Origin of the sequence: Mycolicibacterium celeriflavum (genome assembly GCF_010731795.1) — a bacterium.
GTDB classification, from domain to species: Bacteria; Actinomycetota; Actinomycetes; order Mycobacteriales; family Mycobacteriaceae; genus Mycobacterium; species Mycobacterium celeriflavum.
Genome location: NZ_AP022591.1, coordinates 169,446 through 193,638 on the forward strand (window position 1 = coordinate 169,446; position 24,193 = coordinate 193,638).

Genomic DNA, 24,193 nt, shown 5'->3' on the forward strand with positions numbered 1-24,193 from the left:
CTGTGAGCGAACGCAGCCCGTCTCGGGAGTGCGTGCGCTCGCGGGTTGGTTAGTGTCGGTGAGTATCAAGCTCTTGAAGAAAGCAGGTATCCAGTCGTGACCCACATGCGTGGCGCCTCGCAAGGCCTAAACCTTGTCGACTCGGTCTATGAGCGGTTGCTGGCGGAGCGGATCATCTTCCTGGGCTCACAGGTCGATGACGACATCGCGAACAAGCTGTGCGCGCAGATTCTGCTGCTGTCCGCCGAAGACCCCACCAAGGACATCCATCTCTACATCAACTCGCCCGGCGGCTCGATCAGCGCCGGCATGGCCGTTTACGACACCATGGTCTTGGCGCCGTGCGACGTCGCCACCTATGCGATGGGCATGGCGGCCTCGATGGGCGAGTTCCTGCTCGCCGCGGGCACGAAGGGTAAGCGTTACGCATTGCCGCACGCGCGGATCCTGATGCACCAGCCGCTGGGCGGCATCACCGGCGGCGCGGCCGACATCGCGATCCAGGCCGAGCAGTTCGCCGTGATCAAGAAGGAGATGTTCCGGTTGAACGCCGAGTTCACCGGGCAACCCATCGAGCGGATCGAGGCGGACTCCGACCGCGACCGCTGGTTCACCGCGCAGGAAGCCCTCGAGTACGGCTTCGTCGACCACATCATCACCAGCGCGAGCATCAACGGCTCGGGACCAGGAGCAGGACTAGACAAATGACCGACCACACTGATCCGCGTCTGGCGCCGCAGGCGCGCTACATCCTGCCGTCGTTCATCGAGCACTCGAGCTTCGGCGTCAAGGAGTCCAACCCGTACAACAAGCTGTTCGAGGAGCGCATCATCTTCCTCGGCGTGCAGGTGGACGACGCGTCGGCGAACGACATCATGGCGCAGCTGCTGGTGCTGGAGTCGCTGGATCCGGACCGTGACATCACGATGTACATCAACTCGCCGGGCGGCTCGTTCACCTCGCTGATGGCCATCTACGACACCATGCAGTACGTGCGCGCCGACATTCAGACAGTGTGTCTTGGCCAGGCCGCCTCGGCCGCCGCGGTGCTGCTCGCGGCCGGCACTCCCGGTAAGCGCATGGCGCTGCCGAACGCCCGCGTGCTCATTCATCAACCCGCGCTGGCCGGTGTCATCCAGGGGCAGTTCTCCGACCTGGAGATCCAGGCCGCCGAGATCGAGCGGATGCGCACGCTGATGGAGGTGACGCTGGCCAACCACACGGGCAAGTCCCCCGAGCAGATCCGCAAGGACACCGACCGCGACAAGATTCTCACCGCGGAAGAGGCCAAGGAATACGGCGTCATCGACACCGTTCTGGAGTACCGCAAGCTTTCGGCGCAGACCGCCTGACCTTCGGGCTGACCGTCACATTCGCCGCGAGCGTCGCGCCCGGCGTCGAGGACGCCGCGCTCTCGGTCGAGTAACGTCGGCGACACGCCAAGGACACGGTCGCGGTTTGGAAGGCCCTACGGCGGATTCAGGCGATATGTTCTGCGAACACAGTTAAATACCACCGACGCGATTCGGGTTTATCGGTCGCCCCCCAGCCAACCGAACGGGTAGCGTCGAAGCAGACGTTCGACACGGACCCCGACGGATGACGAACAGGAAGTAGGGACACCACCACCATGGCGCGCATTGGAGACGGCGGTGACCTGCTGAAGTGCTCATTCTGCGGAAAGAGTCAGAAGCAGGTCAAGAAACTCATCGCCGGACCCGGCGTATACATCTGTGACGAGTGCATCGACCTCTGCAACGAGATCATCGAAGAGGAACTGGCGGACGCCGACGACGTCAAGCTCGACGAGCTGCCCAAGCCGGCAGAGATCCGCGACTTCCTCGAGGGCTATGTCATCGGACAGGACACCGCGAAGCGCACGCTGGCGGTCGCCGTCTACAACCACTACAAGCGAATTCAGGCGGGGGAGAAGACCCGCGATTCGCGCACCGAACCCGTCGAACTCACCAAGTCCAACATCTTGATGCTGGGCCCGACCGGCTGCGGCAAGACCTATCTCGCGCAAACGCTGGCCAAGATGCTCAACGTTCCGTTCGCGATCGCCGACGCCACCGCGCTGACCGAAGCGGGCTACGTCGGCGAGGATGTCGAGAACATTCTGCTCAAGCTGATCCAGGCCGCCGACTATGACGTCAAGCGTGCCGAGACCGGGATCATCTACATCGACGAGGTCGACAAGATCGCCCGCAAGAGCGAGAACCCGTCGATCACCCGCGACGTGTCCGGCGAGGGCGTCCAGCAGGCGCTGCTGAAGATCCTCGAAGGCACCCAGGCGTCGGTGCCTCCGCAGGGCGGGCGCAAGCATCCGCACCAGGAGTTCATCCAGATCGACACCACCAACGTGTTGTTCATCGTCGCAGGCGCTTTCGCGGGTTTGGAGAGGATCGTCTCCGACCGCGTCGGCAAGCGCGGGTTGGGCTTCGGCGCCGAGGTGCACTCGAAGGCGGAGATCGACACCCAGGACCATTTCGCCGAGGTCATGCCCGAAGATCTGATCAAATTCGGGTTGATTCCGGAGTTCATCGGCCGGCTGCCGATCGTCGCGTCGGTGACGAACCTCGACAAGGACTCGCTCGTGCAGATCCTGTCCAAGCCGAAGAACGCGTTGGTGAAGCAGTACACGCGGCTGTTCGACATGGACGGCGTCGAGTTGGAGTTCACCGACGAGGCGCTGGAAGCCATCGCCGATCAGGCCATCCACCGCGGCACCGGCGCTCGCGGCCTGCGCGCCATCATGGAAGAAGTCCTGCTGCCGGTGATGTATGACATCCCCAGCCGCGACGACGTCGCCAAGGTGGTCGTCACCAAGGAGACGGTCCAGGACAACGTGCTGCCGACCATCGTGCCGCGTAAGCCGTCGCGCCCCGAGCGCCGCGACAAGTCCGCCTAGTTTCCGGGAGTATTGCGCGTCGAGATCGACGGTATGGCTGCATCGCGAGCCGAATCCCGACCATTACGTCGGTTTCGAGGCTGGACCGGAGTCAGCGGGTGATGCGGTCGGGCCGGGTGTAGACGTTCATCGACTCGCCGCGCAGGAATGCGACAAGGGTCAGCCCGGACTGGCTGGCCAGATCCACCGCGAGTGAGGACGGCGCCGACACCGCGGCCAGCACCGGAACGCCCGCCATCACCGCCTTCTGGGTCAATTCGAACGACGCTCGTCCGCTCACCAGCAGCACGGTGCCGGCCAGCGGTATGCGACCGTGCTCCACGGCCCACCCGATGACCTTGTCGACGGCGTTGTGCCTGCCGACGTCTTCGCGGACGGCGAGCATGGTGCCGTCGGCGTCGAACAAGGCAGCGCCGTGCAGGCCGCCGGTGCTGGCAAACACCTTCTGCGCCTTGTGCAGTCGGGCCGGCAGCGCCGAAAGCGTGTCGGCGGTCACGGTCGTCGGATCGTCACCGGGACCGTGGCGGCTGCTCAACTGCACCGCCTCCAGCGAGGCCTTGCCGCAGACCCCGCAGGACGAGGTGGTGTAGAAGTTGCGTGTCACATCGACATCGGGCGCCGGAACATTCTGCGCGAGCCGCACGTCGAGCACGTTGTACGTGTTGAGATTGTCTGGGCCGGCGCCCTTGCAGTAGCGCGCGGCGAGCACGTCCCCACGGTCGCCGATGACCCCCTCGGTCAGCAGGAAGCCCTGCGCGAGTTCGACATCCGAACCGGGAGTGCGCATCGTCACGGTGATCGGCGCACCGTTGACGCGGATCTCCAAGGGCTCCTCGACCACCAGGGTTTCGGGCCGCGCAACCGCGGTGTCAGCGGTCATGTGCTGTGCCCGTCGCCTGGCTGTGACCCGACCCATGAGACCACCCTATGACCTGCAGGTGCGGGCGAGCGTTCCAATGCCGTTCACCCCGCAGGCACGCGCGCCGGGCGGCGGTACCGCCGCAGAGACGGCACAATGTAGGACGTGCACAACGATCTCGAACCGAAGCGCCATTCGCCGGTCTGGCGTGACCCGCTGTCGGCTGGATTCCGCGCGCACCAGCATCTGTTGCTGTTGAGACTGCGCTGGCGCGAGCGGCGCGTGGAATCCCAGCCGGCCGACGCCGATAGCTGACGCGTCGACCCTGCTAGCTGACAGCTACTGAGCGGTAACCATTTCCTTAGAAAACGCTGTCTCGCGAACGTGACGAACAACACAGTAATGTCTCATCCGCGCCATCGACACACCGCATGAGCTGTGTGTTCATCGCCGCGGAACCGACGCGCCGTCCGCGAGTCCGGTAAAGGGCTGCCTAAGAGAAGTGCAATAATCGGTACTGGCAGTGACATAAAAACTTTGGTGGGTGTTTTCCGGCGGCGCGTCGGCCCGACTGCGACTCGGAGGCATCACCAAGACAGCGTGGGAGGCAGGCTTCGTGGCAGCGAAGGACAACGCCGTCAGCCCGGGGACGGCGGGCCCCCGGCAGAAGCTCGAGAAGGTCGTCATCCGCTTCGCCGGCGACTCGGGCGACGGGATGCAGCTCACCGGTGACCGGTTCACCTCCGAGGCCGCATTGTTCGGCAACGACCTGGCCACGCAGCCCAACTACCCGGCCGAGATCCGCGCGCCGCAGGGGACGCTGCCCGGTGTGTCGTCGTTCCAGATCCAGATCGCCGACTACGACATCCTCACCGCCGGTGACCGCCCCGACGTGCTCGTCGCGATGAATCCCGCCGCGCTGAAGGCCAATGTCTCGGATCTGCCCCGGGGCGGCCTGATCATCGCCAACTCCGACGAGTTCACCAAGCGCAACCTGGCCAAGGTCGGCTACGACGGCAACCCGCTGGAGAGTGACGAGCTGTCCGACTACGTCGTGCAGGCCGTTCCGATGACCACGTTGACGTTGGGTGCGGTCGAGTCGATCGGCGCCTCGAAGAAGGACGGTCAGCGCGCGAAGAACATGTTCGCGCTCGGGCTGCTGTCGTGGATGTACGGCCGCGAGCTACGGCACAGCGAATCGTTCATCCGAGAGAAGTTCGCCCGCAAACCTGACATCGCCGAGGCCAACGTGCTGGCGCTCAAGGCCGGCTGGAACTACGGCGAAACCACCGAGGCGTTCGCCAGCACCTACGAGGTCGCGCCCGCCAAGCTCAAGACCGGCGAGTACCGCCAGATCTCCGGCAACACCGCGCTGGCCTACGGCATCGTCACCGCCGGGCAGCTCGCCGATCTGCAGGTCGTGCTCGGGACCTACCCGATCACCCCCGCGTCGGACATCCTGCACGAGCTGTCCAAGCACAAGAACTTCAACGTGCTGACCTTTCAGGCCGAAGACGAGATCGCCGGCATCGGCGCGGCGATCGGCGCCTCCTACGGCGGGGCACTCGGCGTGACCAGCACGTCGGGTCCCGGTATCTCGCTGAAGTCGGAGGCGATCGGCCTGGCCGTGATGACCGAACTGCCGCTGATCATCATCGACGTCCAGCGCGGCGGCCCGTCGACGGGCCTGCCCACCAAGACCGAGCAGGCCGACCTCCTTCAGGTGATGTACGGCCGCAACGGCGAGTCGCCGGTTGCGGTGGTTGCGCCCCGCTCACCCTCGGACTGCTTCGACGTGGCTGTCGAGGCGGCCCGGATCGCGGTGAACTACCACACGCCGGTGGTCATCCTGTCCGACGGCGCGATCGCCAACGGCTCCGAGCCATGGCGCATCCCCGACGTCAGCACGTACAAGCGCATCGAGCACAATTTCGCCAGCGCGGACGAACCCTTCCAGCCCTACGCCCGCGACCCGGAAACCCTCGCCCGGCAGTTCGCCATCCCGGGCACGCCCGGCCTGGAGCACCGGATCGGCGGGCTCGAGGCGGCCAACGGGTCGGGCAACATCTCCTACGAGCCGAAGAACCACGACCTGATGGTCCGACTGCGGCAAGCCAAGATCGACGGCGTCGCCGTTCCTGACCTCGAGGTCGATGACCCGACCGGTGACGCGGAGTTGCTGATGGTCGGTTGGGGCAGTAGCTACGGGCCGATCGGCGAGGCGTGCCGACGCGCGCGGCGCAAGGGCATCAAGGTCGCCCAGGCGCATCTGCGCAACCTCAACCCGTTCCCGGCGAACCTGGGGGAGGTGCTGCGGCGCTATCCGAATGTTGTGTGCCCGGAGATGAACCTCGGCCAGCTCGCGCTGCTGCTGCGCGGCCGGTACCTGGTCGACGTGCAGTCGGTGACCAAGGTGGAAGGTATGGCGTTTCTGGCCGACGAGGTCGAGGGCATCATCGACGCCGCGTTGGACGGGACATTGGGTGAGAAGGAAAGCGACAAGGCCGAGTTCGCGCGGTTGGCGGCGGCGACCGTCGAGATCGGTGCGGCTGGTGTGGGAGCAAGCGCATGACTGACCTGATCGGTAGTGACCTCGGATTGACGGCAGGCACCAGCCGGGTGCCCACGTCGGACCAGCCGCAGAAGTCCAAGGACTTCACCAGCGACCAGGAGGTCCGATGGTGCCCCGGTTGCGGCGACTACGTCATCCTCAACACGATCCGCAACTTCCTGCCCGAATTGGGGTTGCGGCGCGAGAACATCGCGTTCGTCAGCGGCATCGGGTGCTCGAGTCGGTTCCCCTACTACCTGGAGACCTACGGGTTTCACTCCATCCACGGCCGGGCCCCGACGATCGCCACCGGTCTGGCCTTGGCGCGCGAGGACCTGTCGGTGTGGGTGGTCACCGGTGACGGCGACGCGCTCTCCATCGGCGGCAACCATCTGATCCACGCGCTGCGCCGCAATATCAACATCACGATCCTGCTGTTCAACAACCGGATCTACGGGCTGACCAAGGGCCAGTACTCACCGACCTCGGAGGTCGGCAAGGTCACCAAGTCCACCCCGATGGGCTCGCTGGACTACCCGTTCAACCCGGTGTCGCTGGCGCTGGGCGCCGACGCGACGTTCGTCGGCCGGGCGCTGGACTCCGACCGCAAGGGCCTGTCCGAGGTGTTGCGCGCGGCCGCTGCGCACCGCGGCGCCGCGCTGGTCGAGATTCTGCAGGACTGCCCGATCTTCAACGACGGCTCCTTCGACGCATTGCGCAAGGAGGGCGCCGAGGAGCGACTGATCGGCCTCACCCACGGCGAGCCGATCACCTTCGGCGCCGATGGCGAGTACTGCGTGGTGAAGTCGGGTTACGGCCTGGAGATCGCCAAGACCGCCGATGTGTCGGCCGAGGAGATCGTGATCCACGACGCCAACCTCGAGGATTCGGCGTACGCGTTCGCGCTTTCGCGGTTGAGCGAGCAGAACCTCGAGCACATGGTGATGGGCATCTTCCGCCAGGTGAGCAAGCCGACCTACGACGACGCCGCACGCCAGCAGGTCGTCGCAGCGCGTAACGAGAAGGCGCACGACACGACCGCGCTTCAGTCACTGCTTCGCGGCAAAGACACCTGGACCGTCGACTAACGTCACGGTCATGACGACCGACGTTCCGTTGGCCGCGGTGATCCTGGCGGGCGGGGCTTCCCGCCGCATGGGCCGCGACAAGGCCACGCTGCCGTATGAAGGAACCACGCTCGTCCAGCGGATGGTCGACATTCTCAAGCCGCGCTGTGCGCCGGTCTTCGTGATCGCGGCGCCCGGGCAGGCGCTGCCCGCGCTGGACGCCGAGATTCTGCGTGACGAGGCGCGTGGGGTGGGGCCATTGCTGGCCACCGGGCGAGGGCTGCGGGCCGCCGCGGAGGCCGGGTCGGCCCTGGCATTCGTCGCGGCGGTCGACATGCCGCTGCTGACCGTCGAGTTGATCGACGAGCTCGCCGGGCCGGCCGAGCGTCTCGGCGCGGACGTGGTGCTGCCGTGGGACGGTCGCGACCACTATCTGGCCGGCGTCTACCGAACTGCGCTGGCCGGCCGTGTCGCGGAGTTGGTGGCCGCGGGCGAGCGCAGCATGCGGGCACTGGTCCAGAGGGTCGACACGCAGCGGATCGTGATGACCGAACAAGCGGCCCTGACCAACGTCAACACGGCCGCCGACCTCGCCGCGATGCGCGGCCCAAAAATCGCCTAGCAAATTCGCGATATCAAATGCGCATAATTCCGAATTTCGCCGGCAGAATTCCTGACAGTGAATTACTCGGGTTACGGCCGTGATATTCCGTTCGTTGCGCATCGGTGCCGGGGACGAATGGTTCCAGCCGATCGCAGACCGGCGCCTTCCGAATGACCATGTCCGGGAAGCACTCTCACGGAGTGCGATGCGCCATCTGGTGACCAATTCAAGTGACTTGGCGCCCATTCTGGCGCGTTGACGGGTGAGAAAAGCCATCGGATGCAGCCGCGCGCGACTATCGGCGACCGGCCACGACCGCCGCCGTGACGACAACTGCACCGTGCCGAACACCTAAACTGGGCTTGTCTCTACTAAACACATTGTCGGACAAGCTGATTAGGCCGATCCTGGCAGATGCACAACAACTTGCCGGCAGCCTACCGCAACCGGACGACATCGAGATAACCTGAGCTGCAGGTCATTTCGATGACCTCATCAGTCGGCGGTCAGCGAACCGATCTACCAACACCGCCATCCAACAGCACGTCATCACGATTTACGCGTTCGCACTGAGCGTTTCGACCCACACCGGCGGCGTCGTGAAGGTGGTCCAGCTCACAATTAACCCGTGAGATGGCTCACGCGGACCTGCGATCCACTGCGGTCATGCAGCTGCGTCAATGTCCGTTATGACCTGCGATAACGAAAAGACGCCGGCACCGTGATCAGTCCGTGATCTCGCCGCAACACGTCCGTCGCCAATATGACTTTCGGCGGGCCGGTTTGTACGGTCCCAAACGGCTCTACCCGGAGCAAATAATTTCAAAACCACGAACCTGCGTGTGAGTGGGGCTGTCGGAGGCGTCGCGACCTCCAGCGGCCGCCGGCGCTGAGGCCCGGCGAGGCACTTCTGGCCTCCCGCTGTCGCACCTGACCGAGACGGTGCGGCCCAACTCCCTGCCTGGATGCCAGGCATGTCCACCCGTGCGCTTTGCGCGGGTGTGTTGGTGCGCGCGTGGCGAAAGGATCGACGTTGAAGAACATCCGCAAGACATTTGGCCTGGCGACCTTTGCCGGTGCGCTCGCGTTGGCGCCGATGGCACTGGCCACCGGCACTGCCAATGCGGACAGCGGTGTGGACTGGGACGCCATCGCGGCGTGCGAGTCCGGTGGCAATTGGTCCATCAACACCGGTAATGGCTACTACGGCGGCCTGCAGTTCACCATGGGGACCTGGCGGGCCAACGGCGGCAGCGGCTCTCCTCACAACGCAAGCCGTGAGGAGCAGATCCGCGTCGCCGAGAACGTGCTGCAGTCGCAGGGGATCGGCGCTTGGCCGTCCTGCGGCGGCAACGGCTGACCAGCCGATCGTCGACAAGAACAGGCGGTGCCGGGACATCCCGGCACCGCCTCTTCTTTCTCAGAGGGCTCTTACACCAGATAAGTAACGATTAAAACTTTTGACCCTTCCGTAACACGTGACGTTCATCACCCGACAGACCTGATGACCGCAGCGGAGATCGAGGGGTTCTCAGATGCGGTCCTTGTGTCAAACGGTCGGGGAAGGACCGCAGTGATGAACATTCGTACCGCAGTAATCAAGGGCCTGTTGGCCACCGCGATCTCGGGAGCCCTCGCGCTTGTGCCGATGGCGCTGTCAGAGGCTTCTATCGCCACCGCCAGCGCCGACTCGGTGAACTGGGACGCGATCGCCCAGTGCGAATCGGGCGGCAACTGGGCGATCAACACCGGCAACGGTCACTACGGCGGCCTGCAGTTCAAGCAGGCGACGTGGACGGCCAACGGTGGCGTCGGCAACCCGGCGACCGCGTCGCGGGCCGAGCAGATCCGCGTCGCGGAGAACGTCCTGCGGACCCAGGGGCTCAAGGCCTGGCCCAAGTGCGGCCCTCGCGGCGCGACACCCGCCGTGTGGACCACCAACCCGTCGGCGCCGACCGCACGGACCGCGCCTGCCGCGTCGACCGGCTGCGCGGCGATGCCGTCCAGCGGCCTGTTCGGGTTCGTCAATCCGCGTCAGATGTGCTCGGCGCTGCTCAACCCGATCGGCGCACTCGCGCGCTGAACCGGGTCACGCCCCAGCCAGATCGCGGTCGGTCGGCAGGGCGAATGCCGACCGCGCCGCCACGGCGGCCAGATGCCGGGTCACCAGCGCCTCGGGTGCCAGCACCGTCGCGCGGGCAAGCAGCGCGCTGAGCAACGGAGGAAGGTTCATCACGCGGCCGATGAATCGCGACTCGCGCATCAGCGACCGGACCCGCGGGCGGCGGAACGCCACGAACCGCGCGAATGCCGACGCGGTGACGTCGTCGCCCTCGAGGAATCTCGCGAGGATCACGGCGTCCTCCAGCCCTTGGCAGCCGCCCTGTCCGAGATGCGGCCGCATGGGATGCGCGGCGTCGCCGACCACCACGACCGGACCCCGCGCCCACTGTCGCGCCTCATCGCGGTCATACAGGTCGTTACGCAACACGGCGACGCGCTCCGTGGTCGCCAGAATCTCGGGGATCGGCTGCGCCCAGGCGGCGAATCGCTCCTGGAGATAAGCCAACTCCCCTTGCGGCGCGGTTTGTCCTTCGGTCACACGTTCGGTGGCGAACCAGTAGGTGTGTTCCGCGCCGAGCGGCACGTGGCCGAACTCGACCGCGGGGCCGAGTGTCTCCCCCGCGAGGTCCGGGTCGATCCGGCAGTGCGCCACGCCGCGCCACGCCGTGTAGCCGACGTACCTGTTGTGCAGAGGACCGTTGAGGTGGCGGGCCACCATCGAATGGGTGCCGTCCGCGCCGACGACGGCGTCGGCCTCCAGCACCGTGTTGTCCGTCAGCGTGACCCGGACCCCGTCGGCGCCTACCGCCAGCGCGTCCGCGGCCACTCCGGCGCGCAGCGTGCCGTCGCTGAGTGCGTCCGCGAGGATCGAGTTCAGCGCCGACCGCCGGATGACGACCAGCGGCTCGCCGAGGGCTGTGACGATGCGCGCCGGTGCGGGCCGTCGCAGCCAGGTGCCGTCGCGCCAGCGCGCTGCGCCCGCGCTCACCCGGCCGCCGGCCTGGCGCACCGGGTCACCCAGGCCGAGGTCGTCGAGTGCGGCCAACGCGTTCGGCCAGATGCTGATCCCGGCGCCTGACGACGTGTCGGTGCGCTCCTCGATCAACGTGATGTCGTGCCCGCGCTGTTGCAGCGCGACGGCGGTCGCCAGCCCGGCGATGCCCGCGCCGATCACCACGATCCGCTTCGGCATTCGTCGAACGTAGCCTGTGCCGCGGTCGTGGCCGGTGCGACGGCTCGAGGAAGCCGGTGTGCTACGAACGGGGAGTGACCGCGACGACCCCTGGCGCCACGGCCTCCCCGTTCTCCACCCCGTTCGACGACCTCGACGAGTACGTCGCCCTGCCGCGGGTGTCGGGGCTGGCGCTCTCACCCGACGGGACCCGGCTGGTGACCACCGTCGCGGAACTCGACGACAAGAGAACCGAATACATCAGCGCCGTATGGGAGATCGACCCAGCGGGTGTGCAACCGGCGCGCCGGTTGACGCGCGGCGCCAAGGGCGAGACGTCGCCGGCCTTCACCGCCGACGGCGATCTGCTGTTCGTCGCCGTGCGCGCGAGCGCCGACGACGACAAGCCCCCTGCCGCGCTGTGGCGGCTACCGGCAGCCGGCGGCGAGGCGGTGGAGGCGCTGTCGCTGCCCGGTGGTGTCGAGGCCGTGCGTCCCGCCCGCGAGGCCGACGTCGCGGTGGTGCGCTCACCGCCGATGCCCTCGGCGCGCACCGTCGACGATGACCGCCGGTTGCGGAATCTGCGCAAGGACAACAAGATCACCGCGATCCTGCACACCGGCTATCCGATCCGGCACTGGGACTCCGATCTCGGGCCATCGGAACCGCACCTGCTCGGCATCGATCTGGCCGGCGACCCGCCCGGTGATCACGCCGTGCGCGACCTGACCGCCGCCCCGGGTGGTGCGCTGCGCGACTCGGACTTCGACGTCAGTTCCGACGGGCGCTTCCTGGTCACCACCTGGCAGCGGCCGGCGCCTGGAGCGTCTCGGCACTCGGTGCTCGTGCGTATCGACCTGGACAGCGGTGAGCGCACCGTGCTGGTGGACGAGCCGGACGCGGACGTGTGGCGGCCCGCGGTGTCACCGGACGGTTCGACGGTCGTCTACCTCCGCGAATCATTCTCGACACCCGAGACCGCGCCGCGAATCACGTTGAGCTGCCTGCGCTTCGGCGGGGAACCCGTCGTGCTCGCAGCCGATTGGGACCGGTCGCCGGCGTCGGTGACATGGTCGCGTGACGGCTCGACGGTGATCGTGACCGCCGATCAGGACGGCCGCTCGCCGGTGTTTCGCGTCGATGCCGCCGACGGCGCGGTGACGCAGGTGACGTTCGACGACTATTGCTACTCCGACGTGGTGACCGCACCGGACGGGGTGTTGTTCGCGTTGCGAAGCTCCTACGCGGCGCCGCCGCATTCCGTGCGCATCGGTCCCGACGGGGCGGTCACCGAACTGCCCTGCGTGGCGTTGCCGCCGCTGCCGGGCGCGCTGAGCGAGCTCGAGGCGACGGCCGACGACGGCACCCGGCTGCGCTCGTGGCTGGTGCTACCGCCCGGCGACGACAAGGCGCCGCTGCTGCTGTGGATCCACGGCGGCCCGCTGAGCAGCTGGAACGCCTGGTCCTGGCGATGGAACCCGTGGCTGCTGGCCGCGCGGGGATACGCGGTGCTGCTGCCGGATCCCGGGCTGTCCACCGGATACGGCCAGCGGTTCATCCAACGCGGCTGGGGAGCATGGGGCGGCGCCCCGTTCGACGACCTGATGGTGGCAACCGACGCGGCGTGCGCACATCCCCGCATCGACGCCGACCGCACGGCGGCGATGGGCGGATCCTTCGGCGGTTACATGGCCAACTGGGTTGCGGGCCACACCGACAGGTTCGACGCGATCGTCACCCACGCCAGCCTCTGGGCGCTGGATCAGTTCGGCGCCACCACCGACTCGTCGTACTACTGGCTGCGTGAGATGACCCGAGAGATGGCGCAGAAGAACTCGCCGCACCACTATGTCGCGCAGATCCGCACACCGATGCTGGTGATCCACGGCGACAAGGACTATCGCGTCCCGATCGGTGAAGCGCTGCGGCTGTGGTACGAGTTGCTGACCCACTCCGCGCTGCCGGCCGACGACGACGGCGACACCCCCCACCGGTTTCTCTATTTCCCGTCGGAGAATCACTGGGTGCTCACCCCGCAGCACGCCAAGATCTGGTACCAGGTGGTGACAGGGTTCCTGGCCCGTCACGTGCTGGGTGAGGACGTCGAGGTGCCCGAGACGCTCGGGTAGCGTCGCGGGCATGACCACATCGGAGCGGGAATTCGACATCGTCCTGTACGGGGCCAGCGGCTTCGTCGGAAAATTGACCGCCGAATACCTGGCGAAGGCGGGTTCGCAGGCCCGGATCGCGTTGGCGGGCCGATCGCGTGAAAAACTGCTCGCCGTCCGGGACACGCTGGGGGACAAGGCGCAATCGTGGCCACTGATCACCGCCGACGCGTCGCAGCCGTCGACACTGAACGCGATGGCCGCGCAGACCCGGGTCGTGGTGACCACCGTGGGGCCCTACGCGAAGTACGGTCTGCCGTTGGTGGCGGCCTGTGCGTCGGCGGGCACCGACTACGCGGATCTGACCGGCGAATCGTTGTTCATCCGCGAGAGCATCGAGCTGTATCACAAGCAGGCCGCCGACACCGGTGCGCGCATTGTGCACTCGTGCGGGTTCGACTCCATCCCTTCGGATCTCACCGTTTTCGCGCTGTACCGCCGCGCGCAGGAGGACGGCGCGGGTGAACTCACCGACGCCAACCTGGTGGTGCGCACCTTCAAAGGCGGCGTCTCCGGCGGCACGGCTGCGTCGATGATCGAGGTGATGTACGCGGCATCGTCGGACGCCGAGGCGCGACGGGTGATGAACGACCCGTACACGCTCACCCCGGACCGCGCCGCCGAACCCGAACTCGGCGCCCAACCGGACCTGCGGTGGCGCCGGGGCGGCGAGATCGCGCCCGAACTTCAGGGTTACTGGGTCGCGCCGTTCGTGATGGCGGCGGTGAACACCCGAATCGTGCGGCGCAGCAACGCATTGCTCGACTACGCCTACGGTCGGCGGCTGGAGTACGGCGAGCAGATGAGCATGGGTAAGTCGGTGCTCGCGCCGGTCACCTCAGCGCTGGCCGCGGCCGGCAACGCGGCGACGATGGCATTGGGCAGTCGCTACTTTCACCGGATACCGGGCAAGCTGGTCGACCGTGTGATGCCGAAACCCGGCACCGGTCCGAGCGAAAAAGTGCGGGAGAACGGCCACTACACCGTCGAGACGTACGCGTCGACCACGTCCGGCGCGCGTTACCGGGCGACCATGTCGCAGAACGGCGATCCGGGCTACAAGGCGACGTCGGTGTTGCTGGGCGAGTCCGGACTGGCGCTGGCGCTGGACCGCGACAAGCTGTCGGATCTCCACGGTGTGCTCACCCCGGCGGCCGCGATGGGCGACGCGCTGATGGCCCGATTTCCCGCTGCCAGTGTGACATTGGAGACCACCCGACTGAATTAGTCGGGCCTCCTCCGAACGCCTGTGCGCCAAGATCAGGTGGACTAGTGTCGGCTCCGAGGTTGTGTCACATCCCAGCAACGAAGGTGGACAGGTCATGGCTGGTCTCGACGAACTCATCTCGCAGATCCCCGTCAAGGACATCGCGAGCAAAGTCGGCGCCGATGAAGCGGAGGTGAACAACGCGATCCGCACGCTGGTGCCTGCGCTCGTCGGCGGCTTGGCCGAGAACGTCCAGGCCGACTCGATCGACTCGAGCAAGCTCGAGTCCGACGTGGTCCAGCAGGGCGCCAGTGGACTGCTCGACGGCGGCGTCAGCGTCGACCAGGTCGATCCGAACCAGGGCGACCAGTTCGTCTCGCGCATCTTCGGCGGCAACGACAGCAACGCGGTCGCGTCGGCTCTCGCAGGCGGCGGCGCCGGAAACGGCGATCTGCTCCAGAAGCTGCTGCCGATCCTCACGCCGATCGTGCTCGCGTATATCGGCAAGCAACTGACGAAGGGCAGTGGAAGTGGTCAGGCCCCGGCCGAGCCTGCGGCGCAATCCGCTGGCGGTGGTGGCCTGGCCGACGTGCTGGGCAGCATCCTCGGCGGTGCCGGCGGCGCCGGTGGCGGCGGGAACAATCCGCTCGGCAGCATCCTGGGCAGCGTGCTCGGCGGTGGGGGCGGCCAGAGTGGGGGACTCGGCGACATCCTCGGGGGATTGCTCGGCGGCAAGAGGTAGGCAGGTCGTACCGCATGAGCCCGACCTGGCGCTGGCTCCCTAGAATTGCGGGGTGACCGCCAGCGCTCGTTCCGAATCCGGCACTTCGCCGGCGACCGCCCTGCCCAAGTCCTGGAACCCGGGCGAGGTGGAGAGCGACATCTACGAGGGCTGGGTCAGGGCCGGCTACTTCACCGCCGACGCGACCAGCAGTAAACCCGGTTACTCCATCGTTCTGCCTCCGCCGAACGTGACGGGCAACCTGCACATGGGGCACGCGCTGGACCACACGTTGATGGACGCGCTGACCCGGCGCAAGCGGATGCAGGGCTACGAGGTGCTGTGGCTGCCCGGCATGGACCATGCCGGCATCGCCACCCAGTCGGTGGTGGAGAAGCAACTCGCCGTCGACGGCAAGACCAAGGAGGATTTCGGCCGCGAACTGTTCGTCGAAAAGGTCTGGGACTGGAAGCGGGAATCCGGCGGCACCATCGGCGCGCAGATGCGCCGCCTCGGCGACGGCGTGGACTGGAGCCGGGAGCGGTTCACCATGGACGACGGCCTGTCGCGCGCGGTGCGCACCATCTTCAAGCGCCTCTACGACGCCGGGCTGATCTACCAGGCTGAGCGACTGGTCAACTGGTCGCCGGTGCTACAGACCGCGATCTCCGACCTCGAGGTCAAATACGAAGACATCGAGGGCGAGCTGGTGTCGTTCCGCTACGGCTCACTCAACGATGACGAACCGCACATCGTGGTCGCCACCACCCGTGTCGAGACGATGCTGGGCGACACCGCGATCGCCGTGCACCCCGACGACGATCGCTACCGCGACCTGGTCGGCAAGACGCTGCCGCACCCGTTCATCGACCGCGAAATCATGATTGTCGCCGACGAGCACGTTGACCCCGAGTTCGGCACCGGCGCCGTCAAGGTCACCCCCGCGCACGACCCGAACGACTTCGAGATCGGCCTGCGGCATGCGCTGCCGATGCCGTCGATCATGGACACCAAGGGGCGGATCACCGGCACCGGAACGGAATTCGACGGCCAGGACCGCTTCGAGGCGCGCGTCAAGGTGCGCGAGGCGCTGGCCAGCGAGGGCCGTATCGTCGCCGAGAAACGGCCCTATGTGCACAGCGTCGGGCACTCCGAGCGCAGCGGTGAGCCGATCGAGCCGCGGCTGTCGCTGCAGTGGTGGGTCAAGGTCGAGGCGTTGGCCAAGGCCGCGGGTGACGCCGTTCGTAACGGCGACACCGTGATTCACCCGCCCAGCCTCGAACCGCGCTGGTTCGCATGGGTGGACAACATGCACGACTGGTGCATCTCCAGGCAGTTGTGGTGGGGCCACCGCATCCCGATCTGGCACGGCCCCGGCGGCGAGACGGTGTGCGTCGGTCCGGACGAGACTCCGCCCGAGGGCTGGGAGCAGGACCCCGACGTGCTCGACACCTGGTTCAGCTCCGCGCTGTGGCCCTTCTCCACGATGGGTTGGCCCGAGCACACCGCCGACCTCGCCAAGTTCTATCCGACCACCGTCCTGGTGACCGGCTACGACATCCTGTTCTTCTGGGTGGCGCGGATGATGATGTTCGGCACGTTCGTCTCCGACGATCCCGCGATCACCCTCGGCGGTCAGCGCGGCCCCCAGGTGCCGTTCCAGAACGTCTTCCTGCACGGCCTGATTCGCGACGAGCACGGTCGCAAGATGAGCAAGTCGCGCGGTAACGGGATCGACCCCCTGGACTGGGTGGAGATCTTCGGCGCCGACGCGTTGCGGTTCACGTTGGCGCGGGGGGCGAGCCCCGGCGGTGACCTGTCCATCGGGGAGGACCACGCCCGCGCGTCACGGAACTTCGCCACCAAGCTCTTCAACGCAACCCGGTTCGCGCTGATGAACGGCGCCGCGCCCGCGCCGCTGCCGGCCGCCGGCGAACTCACCGACGCCGACCGGTGGATCCTCGGCCGGATGGAACAGGTTCGCGCCGAAGTGGATTCGGCATTCGACGCCTACGAGTTCAACCGCGCGTGCGAGTCGCTCTACCACTTCGCCTGGGACGAGTTCTGTGACTGGTACGTGGAGCTGGCCAAGGTGCAACTGGCTGATGGCGTGGACCACACGACTGCGGTGTTGGCGGCCGTGCTCGACACCCTGCTCAAGCTGTTGCATCCGGTGATGCCGTTCGTCACCGAGGTGTTGTGGAAGACCCTGACCGGCGGTGAGTCGCTGGTGATCGCCGACTGGCCGGCGCCTTCTGGATACGAGCTGGATTCGGTTGCCGGGCAACGGGTCGCCGATATGCAGAAGCTGATCACCGTGGTGCGTCGATTCCGCAGCGACCAGGGTCTCAACGACCGGCAGAAGGTGCCGGCGCGGTTGTCCGACATCGCCGGCGCGGACCTGCGGGCGCAGGTGCCTGCGGTTCGGTCGCTTGCCTGGCTGACCGCTGACGGCGACGCGTTTGCCCCGACCGCCGCGATCGAGGTGCGGCTGTCCCGCGGCACCGTGACCGTCGAGGTGGACACGTCGGGCACCGTGGACGTCGCCGCCGAGCGGCGTCGGCTGGAGAAGGACCTGGCGGCCGCGCAGAAGGAACTGGCTGCCACCACAGGCAAACTCGGCAACGAGGCGTTTCTGGCCAAGGCACCCGCCGACGTCGTCGAGAAGATTCGCGGGCGTCAGCAGCTGGCGCAGGAAGAGGTCGACCGCATCACGGCTCGGCTGGCCGACTTCGCATGACCGAGCCGGTTCCGACGCCGGACGAGATTGCAGCGCTTCTCCAGGTCGAGCACCTGCTCGACCAGCGCTGGCCCGAGACGAAACTCGAGCCCAGCACGACGCGCATCTCGGCGCTGTTGGAACTGCTCGGCGCACCCCAGCGCGGCTACCCGTCCATCCACATCGCGGGCACCAACGGCAAGACCTCGGTGGCTCGGATGGTCGACGCCCTGCTGACCGCGCTGCACCGCCGCACCGGCCGGACCACCAGCCCGCACCTGCAGTCCGCGGTCGAGCGGATCTCGATCGACGGCAAGCCGATCAGCCCGGCGCTGTATGTGGAGACCTACCGCGAGGTCGAGCCGTTCGTGCAACTGGTCGACCAGCAGTCTGAAGCGGGGCTGCTCGGGGACGAGGGCCCGCCATTGAGCAAGTTCGAAGTGGTGACGGCAATGGCGTTCGCCGCGTTCGCCGACGCGCCGATCGACGTCGCCGTCGTCGAGGTCGGGCTCGGCGGGCGCTGGGACGCCACGAACGTCGTCAACGCACCCGTCGCGGTCATCACGCCGATCGGGGTGGACCATGCCGAATACCTCGGCGACACCATCGCCGAGATCGCAGCGGAGAAGGCCGGAATCATCACCAAGCAGGACGACGACCTCGTTCCGACGGACACCGTCGCCGTGATCGGTCGTCAGGCGCCAGAGGCGATGGAGGTGCTGCTGGCCCAGGCGGTTCGCGCGGATGCGGCCGTCGCGCGGGGGGACTCCGAGTTCGCGGTGCTGGGCAGGCAGGTCGCCGTCGGCGGGCAGCTGCTCGAACTGCAAGGACTCGGCGGCCGCTACTCCGACATCTTCCTGCCGCTGCACGGCGAACACCAGGCGCACAACGCCGTCCTGGCGCTGGCGGCCGTCGAGGCGTTCTTCGGCGCGGGCGCACAACGCCAGCTCGACGTCGAGGCGGTGCGGGCGGGCTTCGCCGCGGCGACCAGTCCGGGCCGGCTGGAGCGGATGCGCAGCGCACCAACGGTTTTCATCGATGCCGCCCATAATCCGGCGGGCGCCTCGGCGCTGGCGCAGGCGCTGCAGGAGGAGTTCGACTTCCGCTTCCTGGTCGGCGTCGTCTCGGTGATGGGCGACAAGGACGTCGACGGCATCCTGGCCGCGCTGGAACCGGTGTTCGACCAGATCGTCGTCACCCACAATGGATCCCCGCGCGCTCTCGACGTCGAAGCGCTGGCGTTGCGGGCCGAGGAGAGGTTCGGGCCCGAACGGGTGATCACCGCCGCCACGCTGCCCGACGCGATCGAGACCGCAACCGCGATCGTCGAGGAGTCCAGCGACGAAGGGGAACTGTTCGGCGGCGCCGGGATGGTGATCACCGGCTCGGTGGTCACCGCAGGGGCGGCGCGCACGCTGTTCGGAAAGGACCCCCAGTGACCGAACCTGCGCCGCAACAGCAGCCTGATCCGAATGTCGCCGGCTCCGCGGCTCCGGACCCGAATGTCGCCGGCTCCGCGGCTCCGGACCCGTGGCGGAGCTTCCGTGGCGTGATGGCCGGCACGCTGATACTGGAAGCCATCGTGGTGCTGCTGGCACTGCCGGTGGTGGGACGGGTCGGCGGCGGCCTCACCGCGGTCAGCGGCGGCTACCTGGTCGGACTGGCGGTGGTACTGGTGCTGCTGGCCGGCGTGCAGGGCAAGTCATGGGCCATCTGGGTGAACCTGTTCATGCAGGTGGTGCTGATCGCCGGTGTTGTTGTGCACGGCGCGATCGGCTTCATCGGCGTCGTCTTCCTGGTGGTCTGGCTCGTGATCGCGTATCTGCGCGCCGAGGTGCTGCGCCGGCAGAAGCGTGGCCTCCTGCCGGGACAGCAGCAGCGCCCTCCCGAGTAGCCTTCGGCGGCTATTCTGTCGGCCGTGACTGAGCCGACTGAGCGGACCCTCGTGTTGATCAAGCCAGACGGCGTCAAGCGACGCCTCGTCGGCGAGATTCTCGGCCGAATCGAACGCAAGGGCCTGTCCATCGCGGCGCTGCAACTCGTGACCGTCAGCGACGACCTCGCCCGCCGGCACTACGCCGAGCACGAGGGCAAGCCGTTCTTCGGGTCGCTGCTCGAATTCATTACCTCCGGCCCGGTCGTGGCGGCGATCGTCGAGGGGCCACGCGCGATCGCGGCGTTCCGGCAGATTGCCGGCGGAACGGACCCGGTGGAGAAGGCCACGCCGGGCACGATCCGCGGTGATCTGGCGCTGATCACCCAGGACAACCTCGTGCACGGCTCGGATTCGGGGGAGTCGGCGGCTCGCGAGATCGAACTCTGGTTCCCCGGCAGGTAGCGGGATCCGCCCAGCCTGGTCAGGCCGGTTGGCGTGATGTGGGATACTTGGCTCGGGTAGCCGGCCATCAACCGGGGCCGGACACCCGAATGAAGACTTAGACGTGCGCGACCATCGCCACGCGTGATGCGGCGCCGACCGTCCAGCCATCATTCAGACCGGCACCGGGTTCGTTCACCAGTGGACTGCCCGGAGCGAGACCACAACAAGCCCGGGCGAAGTTACCCGGGTCAATAGCGGAAGCCCTCGCGTGGCCGCGTCGAACGAGACGCGCCCGGGGGCTTAAGGAGACTACGTGGCCGAAGATGCCTCAACCGAAGACCTTTCAGAAGACACGCGACACGCGGAGGACACCCAGCCGGAGGAGTCGGCGACCGAAACCGCCGATACGGCCGGGCCTCCTCCCGACGGTGACCAGTCCGAACCCCGACTGATCCCGGAAGAGTCCGCGGCGAGCACCCAGGAGCACGCCGACTACCTCCCGCTGTTCGTGGCGCCGCAACCCGTCCGGTTTGAATATGACGCCGACGCCGACGCTGACGATGAAGAGGACGACGACGACAGCGACGACGGCCAGGACAGCGACACCGACGATGACCAGTCCGAACGGCCATCCGGGCGGCGTCGCCGCCGGGGTCGGCGCGGACGGGGCCGCGGCCGGGGTGAGCAGAACGGCGACGACGCCGACTCCGACAGTGACCAGGGCGGCGAGCAGGACAGCGACGACTCGGACGACTCCGATGACGACTCCGGTGACGACGAGAACTCCGGCGCCGACGGTGCCACCCGGCGCCGCCGCCGTCGTCGTCGCCGCAAATCGGGCTCGAGCGACGACAACGACGGAGGCACGTCGCCCGACGACCCGCCCAACACCGTCGTCCACGAGCGGGAGCCGCGGAAGTCCTCGAAAGCCGACAAGTCAGGCCAAGGTGGCGACGGCGAGATCCAGGGCATCAGTGGATCGACCCGGCTGGAGGCCAAACGGCAACGCAGGCGCGACGGCCGCGATGCCGGCAGGCGCCGCCCGCCGATCCTGAGCGAAGCCGAGTTCCTGGCCAGGCGCGAGGCCGTCGAGCGGATGATGGTCGTGCGCGACAAGGTCCGCACCGAACCACCTCACGAAGGCGCCCGCTACACCCAGATCGCCGTGCTCGAGGACGGCGTCGTGGTGGAGCACTTCGTTACCTCAGCGGCGCAGACGTCACTGGTGGGCAACATCTACCTGGGCATCGTGCAGAACGTGCTGCCGTCGATGGAGGCGGCATTCGTCGACATCGGCCGCGGCCGCAACGGTGTGCTGTACGCCGGCGAGGTGAACTGGGAGGCCGCGGGCCTCGGCGGGCAGAACCGCAAGATCGAGCAGGCCCTCAAGCCGGGCGACTACGTCGTCGTGCAGGTCAGCAAGGACCCGGTCGGCCACAAGGGCGCCCGGTTGACGACGCAGGTTTCGCTCGCCGGCCGCTACCTCGTCTACGTGCCGGGAGCCTCGTCGACCGGCATCAGCCGCAAGCTGCCCGACACCGAGCGTCAGCGGCTCAAAGAGATTCTGCGGGAGGTCGTGCCGCCCGACGCCGGGGTGATCATCCGCACCGCGTCGGAGGGCGTGAAGGAAGAAGACATCCGCAACGACGTCGAACGCCTCGCCAAGCGGTGGGCGGAGATCGAGGCCAAGGCCGCGGAGATCACCGCGAAGAAGGCCGGCGCGGCGGTCGCGCTGTATGAAGAGCCCGATGTGCTGGTCAAGGTGATCCGCGACCTGTTCAACGAGGACTTCACCGGCCTGACGGTGTCCGGCGACGAGGCCTGGAACACCATCAACGAGTATGTGAACTCCGTTGCCCCCGAACTGCTTCCGCGCCTGACGAAGTACGAGCCGGTGGTGTCTTCCGAAGGCCAGACGGGCCCTGACGTGTTCGCCGTGCACCGCATCGACGAGCAGCTGACCAAGGCGATGGACCGCAAGGTGTGGTTGCCGTCGGGCGGCACACTGGTCATCGACCGCACCGAGGCGATGACGGTCGTCGACGTCAACACCGGCAAGTTCACCGGCTCCGGCGGCAACCTCGAGCAGACCGTCACTCGCAACAACCTCGAGGCGGCCGAGGAGATCGTCCGCCAATTACGGTTGCGCGACATCGGCGGCATCGTCGTCATCGACTTCATCGACATGGTGCTCGAGTCGAACCGCGACCTGGTGCTGCGCAGACTGACCGAGGCGCTGGCGCGGGACCGCACCAGACACCAGGTCTCCGAGGTGACATCGCTGGGCCTGGTGCAGTTGACGCGCAAGCGGCTCGGCACCGGTCTGGTGGAGGCGTTCTCGACCTCGTGCACCCACTGCGGCGGGCGGGGGATCGTGCTGCACGGCGACCCCGTGGACTCCACGTCGAGCAGCGGACGCAAGTCCGAGGGCGGCGGCGGTCGGCGAGGTAAGCGCGGTAAGCGCAGCGGGAAGTCGGACGACGTCGCGGTCGCCAAGGTGCCGCCGCATCCCGCGGGCGAACACCCGATGTTCAAGGCGATGGCGGCCGCCAACGGCCGTCACGACGAGGACGACGAGGACGAGACCGACGAGCAGAAGCCCGCCGAGGAGGTCGGTGAGGCCGATTCGGAGGCCATCCGTGCCGCGGTCACCGAGACCGACGACGAGGACCTCGAGGACGAGGATTTCGACGATTCGGACGAGGACTCCGACGAGGACTCCGAGGACGACGAGGACGACGACTCCGAGGACGACGACTCCGAGGACGACGAGATCGACCTTGATTCCGACGACGATGAAGACGACATCGACGACGACATCGAGGTCATCGACGAAGACTCTGACGACTCCGAAGACGAATCCGACGACGATTCCGACGAGGATGACGACGATTCGGACGACGACTCGCAGGAGTACGACGCAAACGGGGCTTCGCCGGCCGCGGTGACCGGCTCCGGTGGGCGGCATCGGCGCCGCGCGGCCGCTCGGCCTGCGGGCCCGCCCGCCCACGAAGGCTGATCGGTGGCAGTCCCCGGTCCACGACGCGTGACCTGCGGTGATTTGACCCTCTCGGCGCCGTTCAAGTACTCTTGAGCGGTTGTCGCCAGGCTCTGGATCAAGTGGAGTCGGCGACACTCCGAGATCCGGAAACCCAGACATGCGCAGCAGCAAGTCGCGCGCGCCCAGTGAACGACGTAGGAGTAACAGCACGATGGCGACATACGCAATCGTCAAGACCGGCGGCAAGCAGTACAAGGTCGCCGTCGGCGACGTGGTGAAGGTCGAGAAGCTCGACTCCGAGCCCGGCGCCAACGTCTCGCTGCCCGTCGCGCTGGTCGTCGACGGGGCGAAGGTCACCGCGGACGCCAAGGCGCTGGCGAAGGTCGCCGTCACCGGCGAGGTGCTCGAGCACACCAAGGGCCCGAAGATCCGCATCCACAAGTTCAAGAACAAGACCGGCTATCACAAGCGGCAGGGACACCGTCAGCAGCTGACGGTCCTCAAGGTCACCGGGATCAAGTAGGAGCGACGACATGGCACACAAGAAGGGCGCTTCCAGCTCACGTAACGGTCGCGACTCCGCCGCACAGCGGCTCGGCGTCAAGCGGTTCGGCGGCCAGATCGTCAAGGCCGGCGAGATCCTGGTCCGCCAGCGGGGTACTCATTTCCATCCCGGCACCAACGTCGGGCGCGGCGGTGACGACACCCTGTTCGCCACGGCTCCCGGCGCTGTCACATTCGGCAGCAAGCGCGGCCGCAAGACGGTCAGCGTTCTCCGACCAGAGGCGTGAGCTCGCGAAGGTAACGCTGCGGCGGTCTCGCGAGCTGAC

21 protein-coding genes are annotated in these 24,193 nt (G+C 67.2%); 19 read left to right on the forward strand and 2 right to left on the reverse strand.

All coding sequences use genetic code 11. The features are described 5' to 3' along the window. Positions 1-45 precede the first annotated feature (45 nt). The 3 genes from G6N18_RS00780 to clpX all read left to right on the forward strand — a co-directional run bounded on the left by G6N18_RS00780 (position 46) and on the right by clpX (position 2,911). On the forward strand, positions 46-708 hold the full coding sequence (locus tag G6N18_RS00780; protein ID WP_082683763.1) for an ATP-dependent Clp protease proteolytic subunit: 663 nt from the start codon (positions 46-48) through the stop codon (positions 706-708). Beyond that, the gene (locus tag G6N18_RS00785) at positions 705-1,352 is read left to right on the forward strand and encodes an ATP-dependent Clp protease proteolytic subunit (RefSeq protein WP_083001330.1); all 648 of its coding nucleotides are present in this window, start codon (positions 705-707) and stop codon (positions 1,350-1,352) included. The genes G6N18_RS00780 and G6N18_RS00785 overlap by 4 nt, the downstream gene beginning before the upstream one ends. Positions 1,353-1,630: 278 nt before the next feature. Further along, positions 1,631-2,911 carry an ATP-dependent Clp protease ATP-binding subunit ClpX gene (clpX, locus tag G6N18_RS00790; RefSeq protein WP_083001328.1) on the forward strand — a complete coding sequence of 427 codons (1,281 nt, stop codon included), beginning with the start codon at positions 1,631-1,633 and terminating at the stop codon, positions 2,909-2,911. A gap of 91 nt (positions 2,912-3,002) precedes the next feature. Here clpX and fdhD read toward each other — a convergent pair whose 3' ends face one another. Further along, a complete protein-coding gene (gene fdhD / locus G6N18_RS00795; protein WP_083001327.1) occupies positions 3,003-3,827 on the reverse strand; it encodes a formate dehydrogenase accessory sulfurtransferase FdhD in 825 nt (274 codons plus the stop codon). Between the two features lie 108 nt (positions 3,828-3,935). On the opposite strand from fdhD, the gene G6N18_RS00800 reads away from it, so the two are divergent. The 6 genes from G6N18_RS00800 (at position 3,936) to G6N18_RS00825 (ending at position 10,075) form a co-directional block, all read left to right on the forward strand. After that, positions 3,936-4,085, forward strand: coding sequence for a hypothetical protein (locus G6N18_RS00800; protein ID WP_163689778.1), 150 nt, complete (start codon positions 3,936-3,938; stop codon positions 4,083-4,085). Positions 4,086-4,386: 301 nt separating this feature from the next. Continuing rightward, positions 4,387-6,342, forward strand: coding sequence for a 2-oxoacid:acceptor oxidoreductase subunit alpha (locus G6N18_RS00805; protein ID WP_083001408.1), 1,956 nt, complete (start codon positions 4,387-4,389; stop codon positions 6,340-6,342). Beyond that, a complete protein-coding gene (locus tag G6N18_RS00810) occupies positions 6,339-7,409 on the forward strand; it encodes a 2-oxoacid:ferredoxin oxidoreductase subunit beta (protein ID WP_083001325.1) in 1,071 nt (356 codons plus the stop codon). The genes G6N18_RS00805 and G6N18_RS00810 overlap by 4 nt, the downstream gene beginning before the upstream one ends. 10 nt (positions 7,410-7,419) lie before the next feature. Further along, a complete protein-coding gene (gene mobA / locus G6N18_RS00815; RefSeq protein ID WP_083001323.1) occupies positions 7,420-8,010 on the forward strand; it encodes a molybdenum cofactor guanylyltransferase in 591 nt (196 codons plus the stop codon). A gap of 1,015 nt (positions 8,011-9,025) precedes the next feature. Continuing rightward, on the forward strand, positions 9,026-9,352 hold the full coding sequence (locus G6N18_RS00820; protein ID WP_059102489.1) for a transglycosylase family protein: 327 nt from the start codon (positions 9,026-9,028) through the stop codon (positions 9,350-9,352). A 216-nt stretch (positions 9,353-9,568) separates the two neighbouring features. Next, complete coding sequence (locus G6N18_RS00825) at positions 9,569-10,075, forward strand: transglycosylase family protein (RefSeq protein WP_083001322.1); 507 nt, start codon at positions 9,569-9,571, stop codon at positions 10,073-10,075. 6 nt (positions 10,076-10,081) lie between these two features. On the opposite strand, the gene G6N18_RS00830 is transcribed toward G6N18_RS00825, so the two are convergent. Further along, positions 10,082-11,248 carry an FAD-dependent oxidoreductase gene (locus G6N18_RS00830; RefSeq protein ID WP_083001320.1) on the reverse strand — a complete coding sequence of 389 codons (1,167 nt, stop codon included), beginning with the start codon at positions 11,246-11,248 and terminating at the stop codon, positions 10,082-10,084. 74 nt (positions 11,249-11,322) lie between these two features. Between G6N18_RS00830 and G6N18_RS00835 the strand changes: the two genes are divergently transcribed. The 10 genes from G6N18_RS00835 (at position 11,323) to rpmA (ending at position 24,154) form a co-directional block, all read left to right on the forward strand. Beyond that, complete coding sequence (locus G6N18_RS00835) at positions 11,323-13,356, forward strand: alpha/beta hydrolase family protein (protein WP_083001318.1); 2,034 nt, start codon at positions 11,323-11,325, stop codon at positions 13,354-13,356. 10 nt (positions 13,357-13,366) lie between these two features. Further along, entirely contained in the window at positions 13,367-14,623 is a 1,257-nt protein-coding gene (locus tag G6N18_RS00840; RefSeq protein WP_083001317.1) for a saccharopine dehydrogenase family protein, read from the forward strand. Between the two features lie 94 nt (positions 14,624-14,717). After that, positions 14,718-15,344 (forward strand): DUF937 domain-containing protein, encoded by a 627-nt coding sequence (locus tag G6N18_RS00845; protein ID WP_083001407.1) that lies wholly within the window; start codon positions 14,718-14,720, stop codon positions 15,342-15,344. 52 nt (positions 15,345-15,396) lie between these two features. Continuing rightward, positions 15,397-18,063 carry a valine--tRNA ligase gene (locus tag G6N18_RS00850; RefSeq protein ID WP_083001315.1) on the forward strand — a complete coding sequence of 889 codons (2,667 nt, stop codon included), beginning with the start codon at positions 15,397-15,399 and terminating at the stop codon, positions 18,061-18,063. Next, on the forward strand, positions 18,060-19,481 hold the full coding sequence (gene folC, locus G6N18_RS00855; RefSeq protein ID WP_083001313.1) for a bifunctional tetrahydrofolate synthase/dihydrofolate synthase: 1,422 nt from the start codon (positions 18,060-18,062) through the stop codon (positions 19,479-19,481). Before G6N18_RS00850 ends, folC begins: the two co-directional genes overlap by 4 nt. A 113-nt stretch (positions 19,482-19,594) precedes the next feature. Continuing rightward, positions 19,595-19,936, forward strand: a complete 342-nt coding sequence (locus tag G6N18_RS00860) for a DUF4233 domain-containing protein (protein ID WP_083001406.1) — start codon at positions 19,595-19,597, stop codon at positions 19,934-19,936. A gap of 24 nt (positions 19,937-19,960) precedes the next feature. After that, a complete protein-coding gene (gene ndk / locus G6N18_RS00865; RefSeq protein WP_109749415.1) occupies positions 19,961-20,380 on the forward strand; it encodes a nucleoside-diphosphate kinase in 420 nt (139 codons plus the stop codon). Positions 20,381-20,675: 295 nt separating this feature from the next. Beyond that, positions 20,676-23,381 (forward strand): ribonuclease E, encoded by a 2,706-nt coding sequence (locus G6N18_RS00870; protein WP_083001309.1) that lies wholly within the window; start codon positions 20,676-20,678, stop codon positions 23,379-23,381. Between the two features lie 193 nt (positions 23,382-23,574). Then, the gene (gene rplU, locus G6N18_RS00875; protein ID WP_083001307.1) at positions 23,575-23,886 is read left to right on the forward strand and encodes a 50S ribosomal protein L21; all 312 of its coding nucleotides are present in this window, start codon (positions 23,575-23,577) and stop codon (positions 23,884-23,886) included. A gap of 10 nt (positions 23,887-23,896) precedes the next feature. Next, positions 23,897-24,154: a 50S ribosomal protein L27 gene (rpmA, locus tag G6N18_RS00880; protein ID WP_067226446.1), complete on the forward strand. Its 258-nt coding sequence runs from the start codon at positions 23,897-23,899 to the stop codon at positions 24,152-24,154. The last annotated feature ends 39 nt before the right edge of the window (positions 24,155-24,193 follow it).

Bases quoted from the DNA above. Each gene is read 5' to 3' on its own strand.
- G6N18_RS00785 (WP_083001330.1), top strand. From the start codon at position 705: ATGACCGACCACACTGATCCGCGTCTGGCGCCGCAGGCGCGCTACATC.
- clpX (WP_083001328.1), top strand. From the start codon at position 1,631: ATGGCGCGCATTGGAGACGGCGGTGACCTGCTGAAGTGCTCATTCTGC.
- fdhD (WP_083001327.1), bottom strand. From the start codon at position 3,827: ATGGGTCGGGTCACAGCCAGGCGACGGGCACAGCACATGACCGCTGAC.
- G6N18_RS00810 (WP_083001325.1), top strand. From the start codon at position 6,339: ATGACTGACCTGATCGGTAGTGACCTCGGATTGACGGCAGGCACCAGC.
- mobA (WP_083001323.1), top strand. From the start codon at position 7,420: ATGACGACCGACGTTCCGTTGGCCGCGGTGATCCTGGCGGGCGGGGCT.
- G6N18_RS00825 (WP_083001322.1), top strand. From the start codon at position 9,569: ATGAACATTCGTACCGCAGTAATCAAGGGCCTGTTGGCCACCGCGATC.
- G6N18_RS00830 (WP_083001320.1), bottom strand. From the start codon at position 11,248: ATGCCGAAGCGGATCGTGGTGATCGGCGCGGGCATCGCCGGGCTGGCG.
- G6N18_RS00840 (WP_083001317.1), top strand. From the start codon at position 13,367: ATGACCACATCGGAGCGGGAATTCGACATCGTCCTGTACGGGGCCAGC.
- G6N18_RS00845 (WP_083001407.1), top strand. From the start codon at position 14,718: ATGGCTGGTCTCGACGAACTCATCTCGCAGATCCCCGTCAAGGACATC.
- folC (WP_083001313.1), top strand. From the start codon at position 18,060: ATGACCGAGCCGGTTCCGACGCCGGACGAGATTGCAGCGCTTCTCCAG.
- G6N18_RS00860 (WP_083001406.1), top strand. From the start codon at position 19,595: ATGGCCGGCACGCTGATACTGGAAGCCATCGTGGTGCTGCTGGCACTG.
- rplU (WP_083001307.1), top strand. From the start codon at position 23,575: ATGGCGACATACGCAATCGTCAAGACCGGCGGCAAGCAGTACAAGGTC.
- rpmA (WP_067226446.1), top strand. From the start codon at position 23,897: ATGGCACACAAGAAGGGCGCTTCCAGCTCACGTAACGGTCGCGACTCC.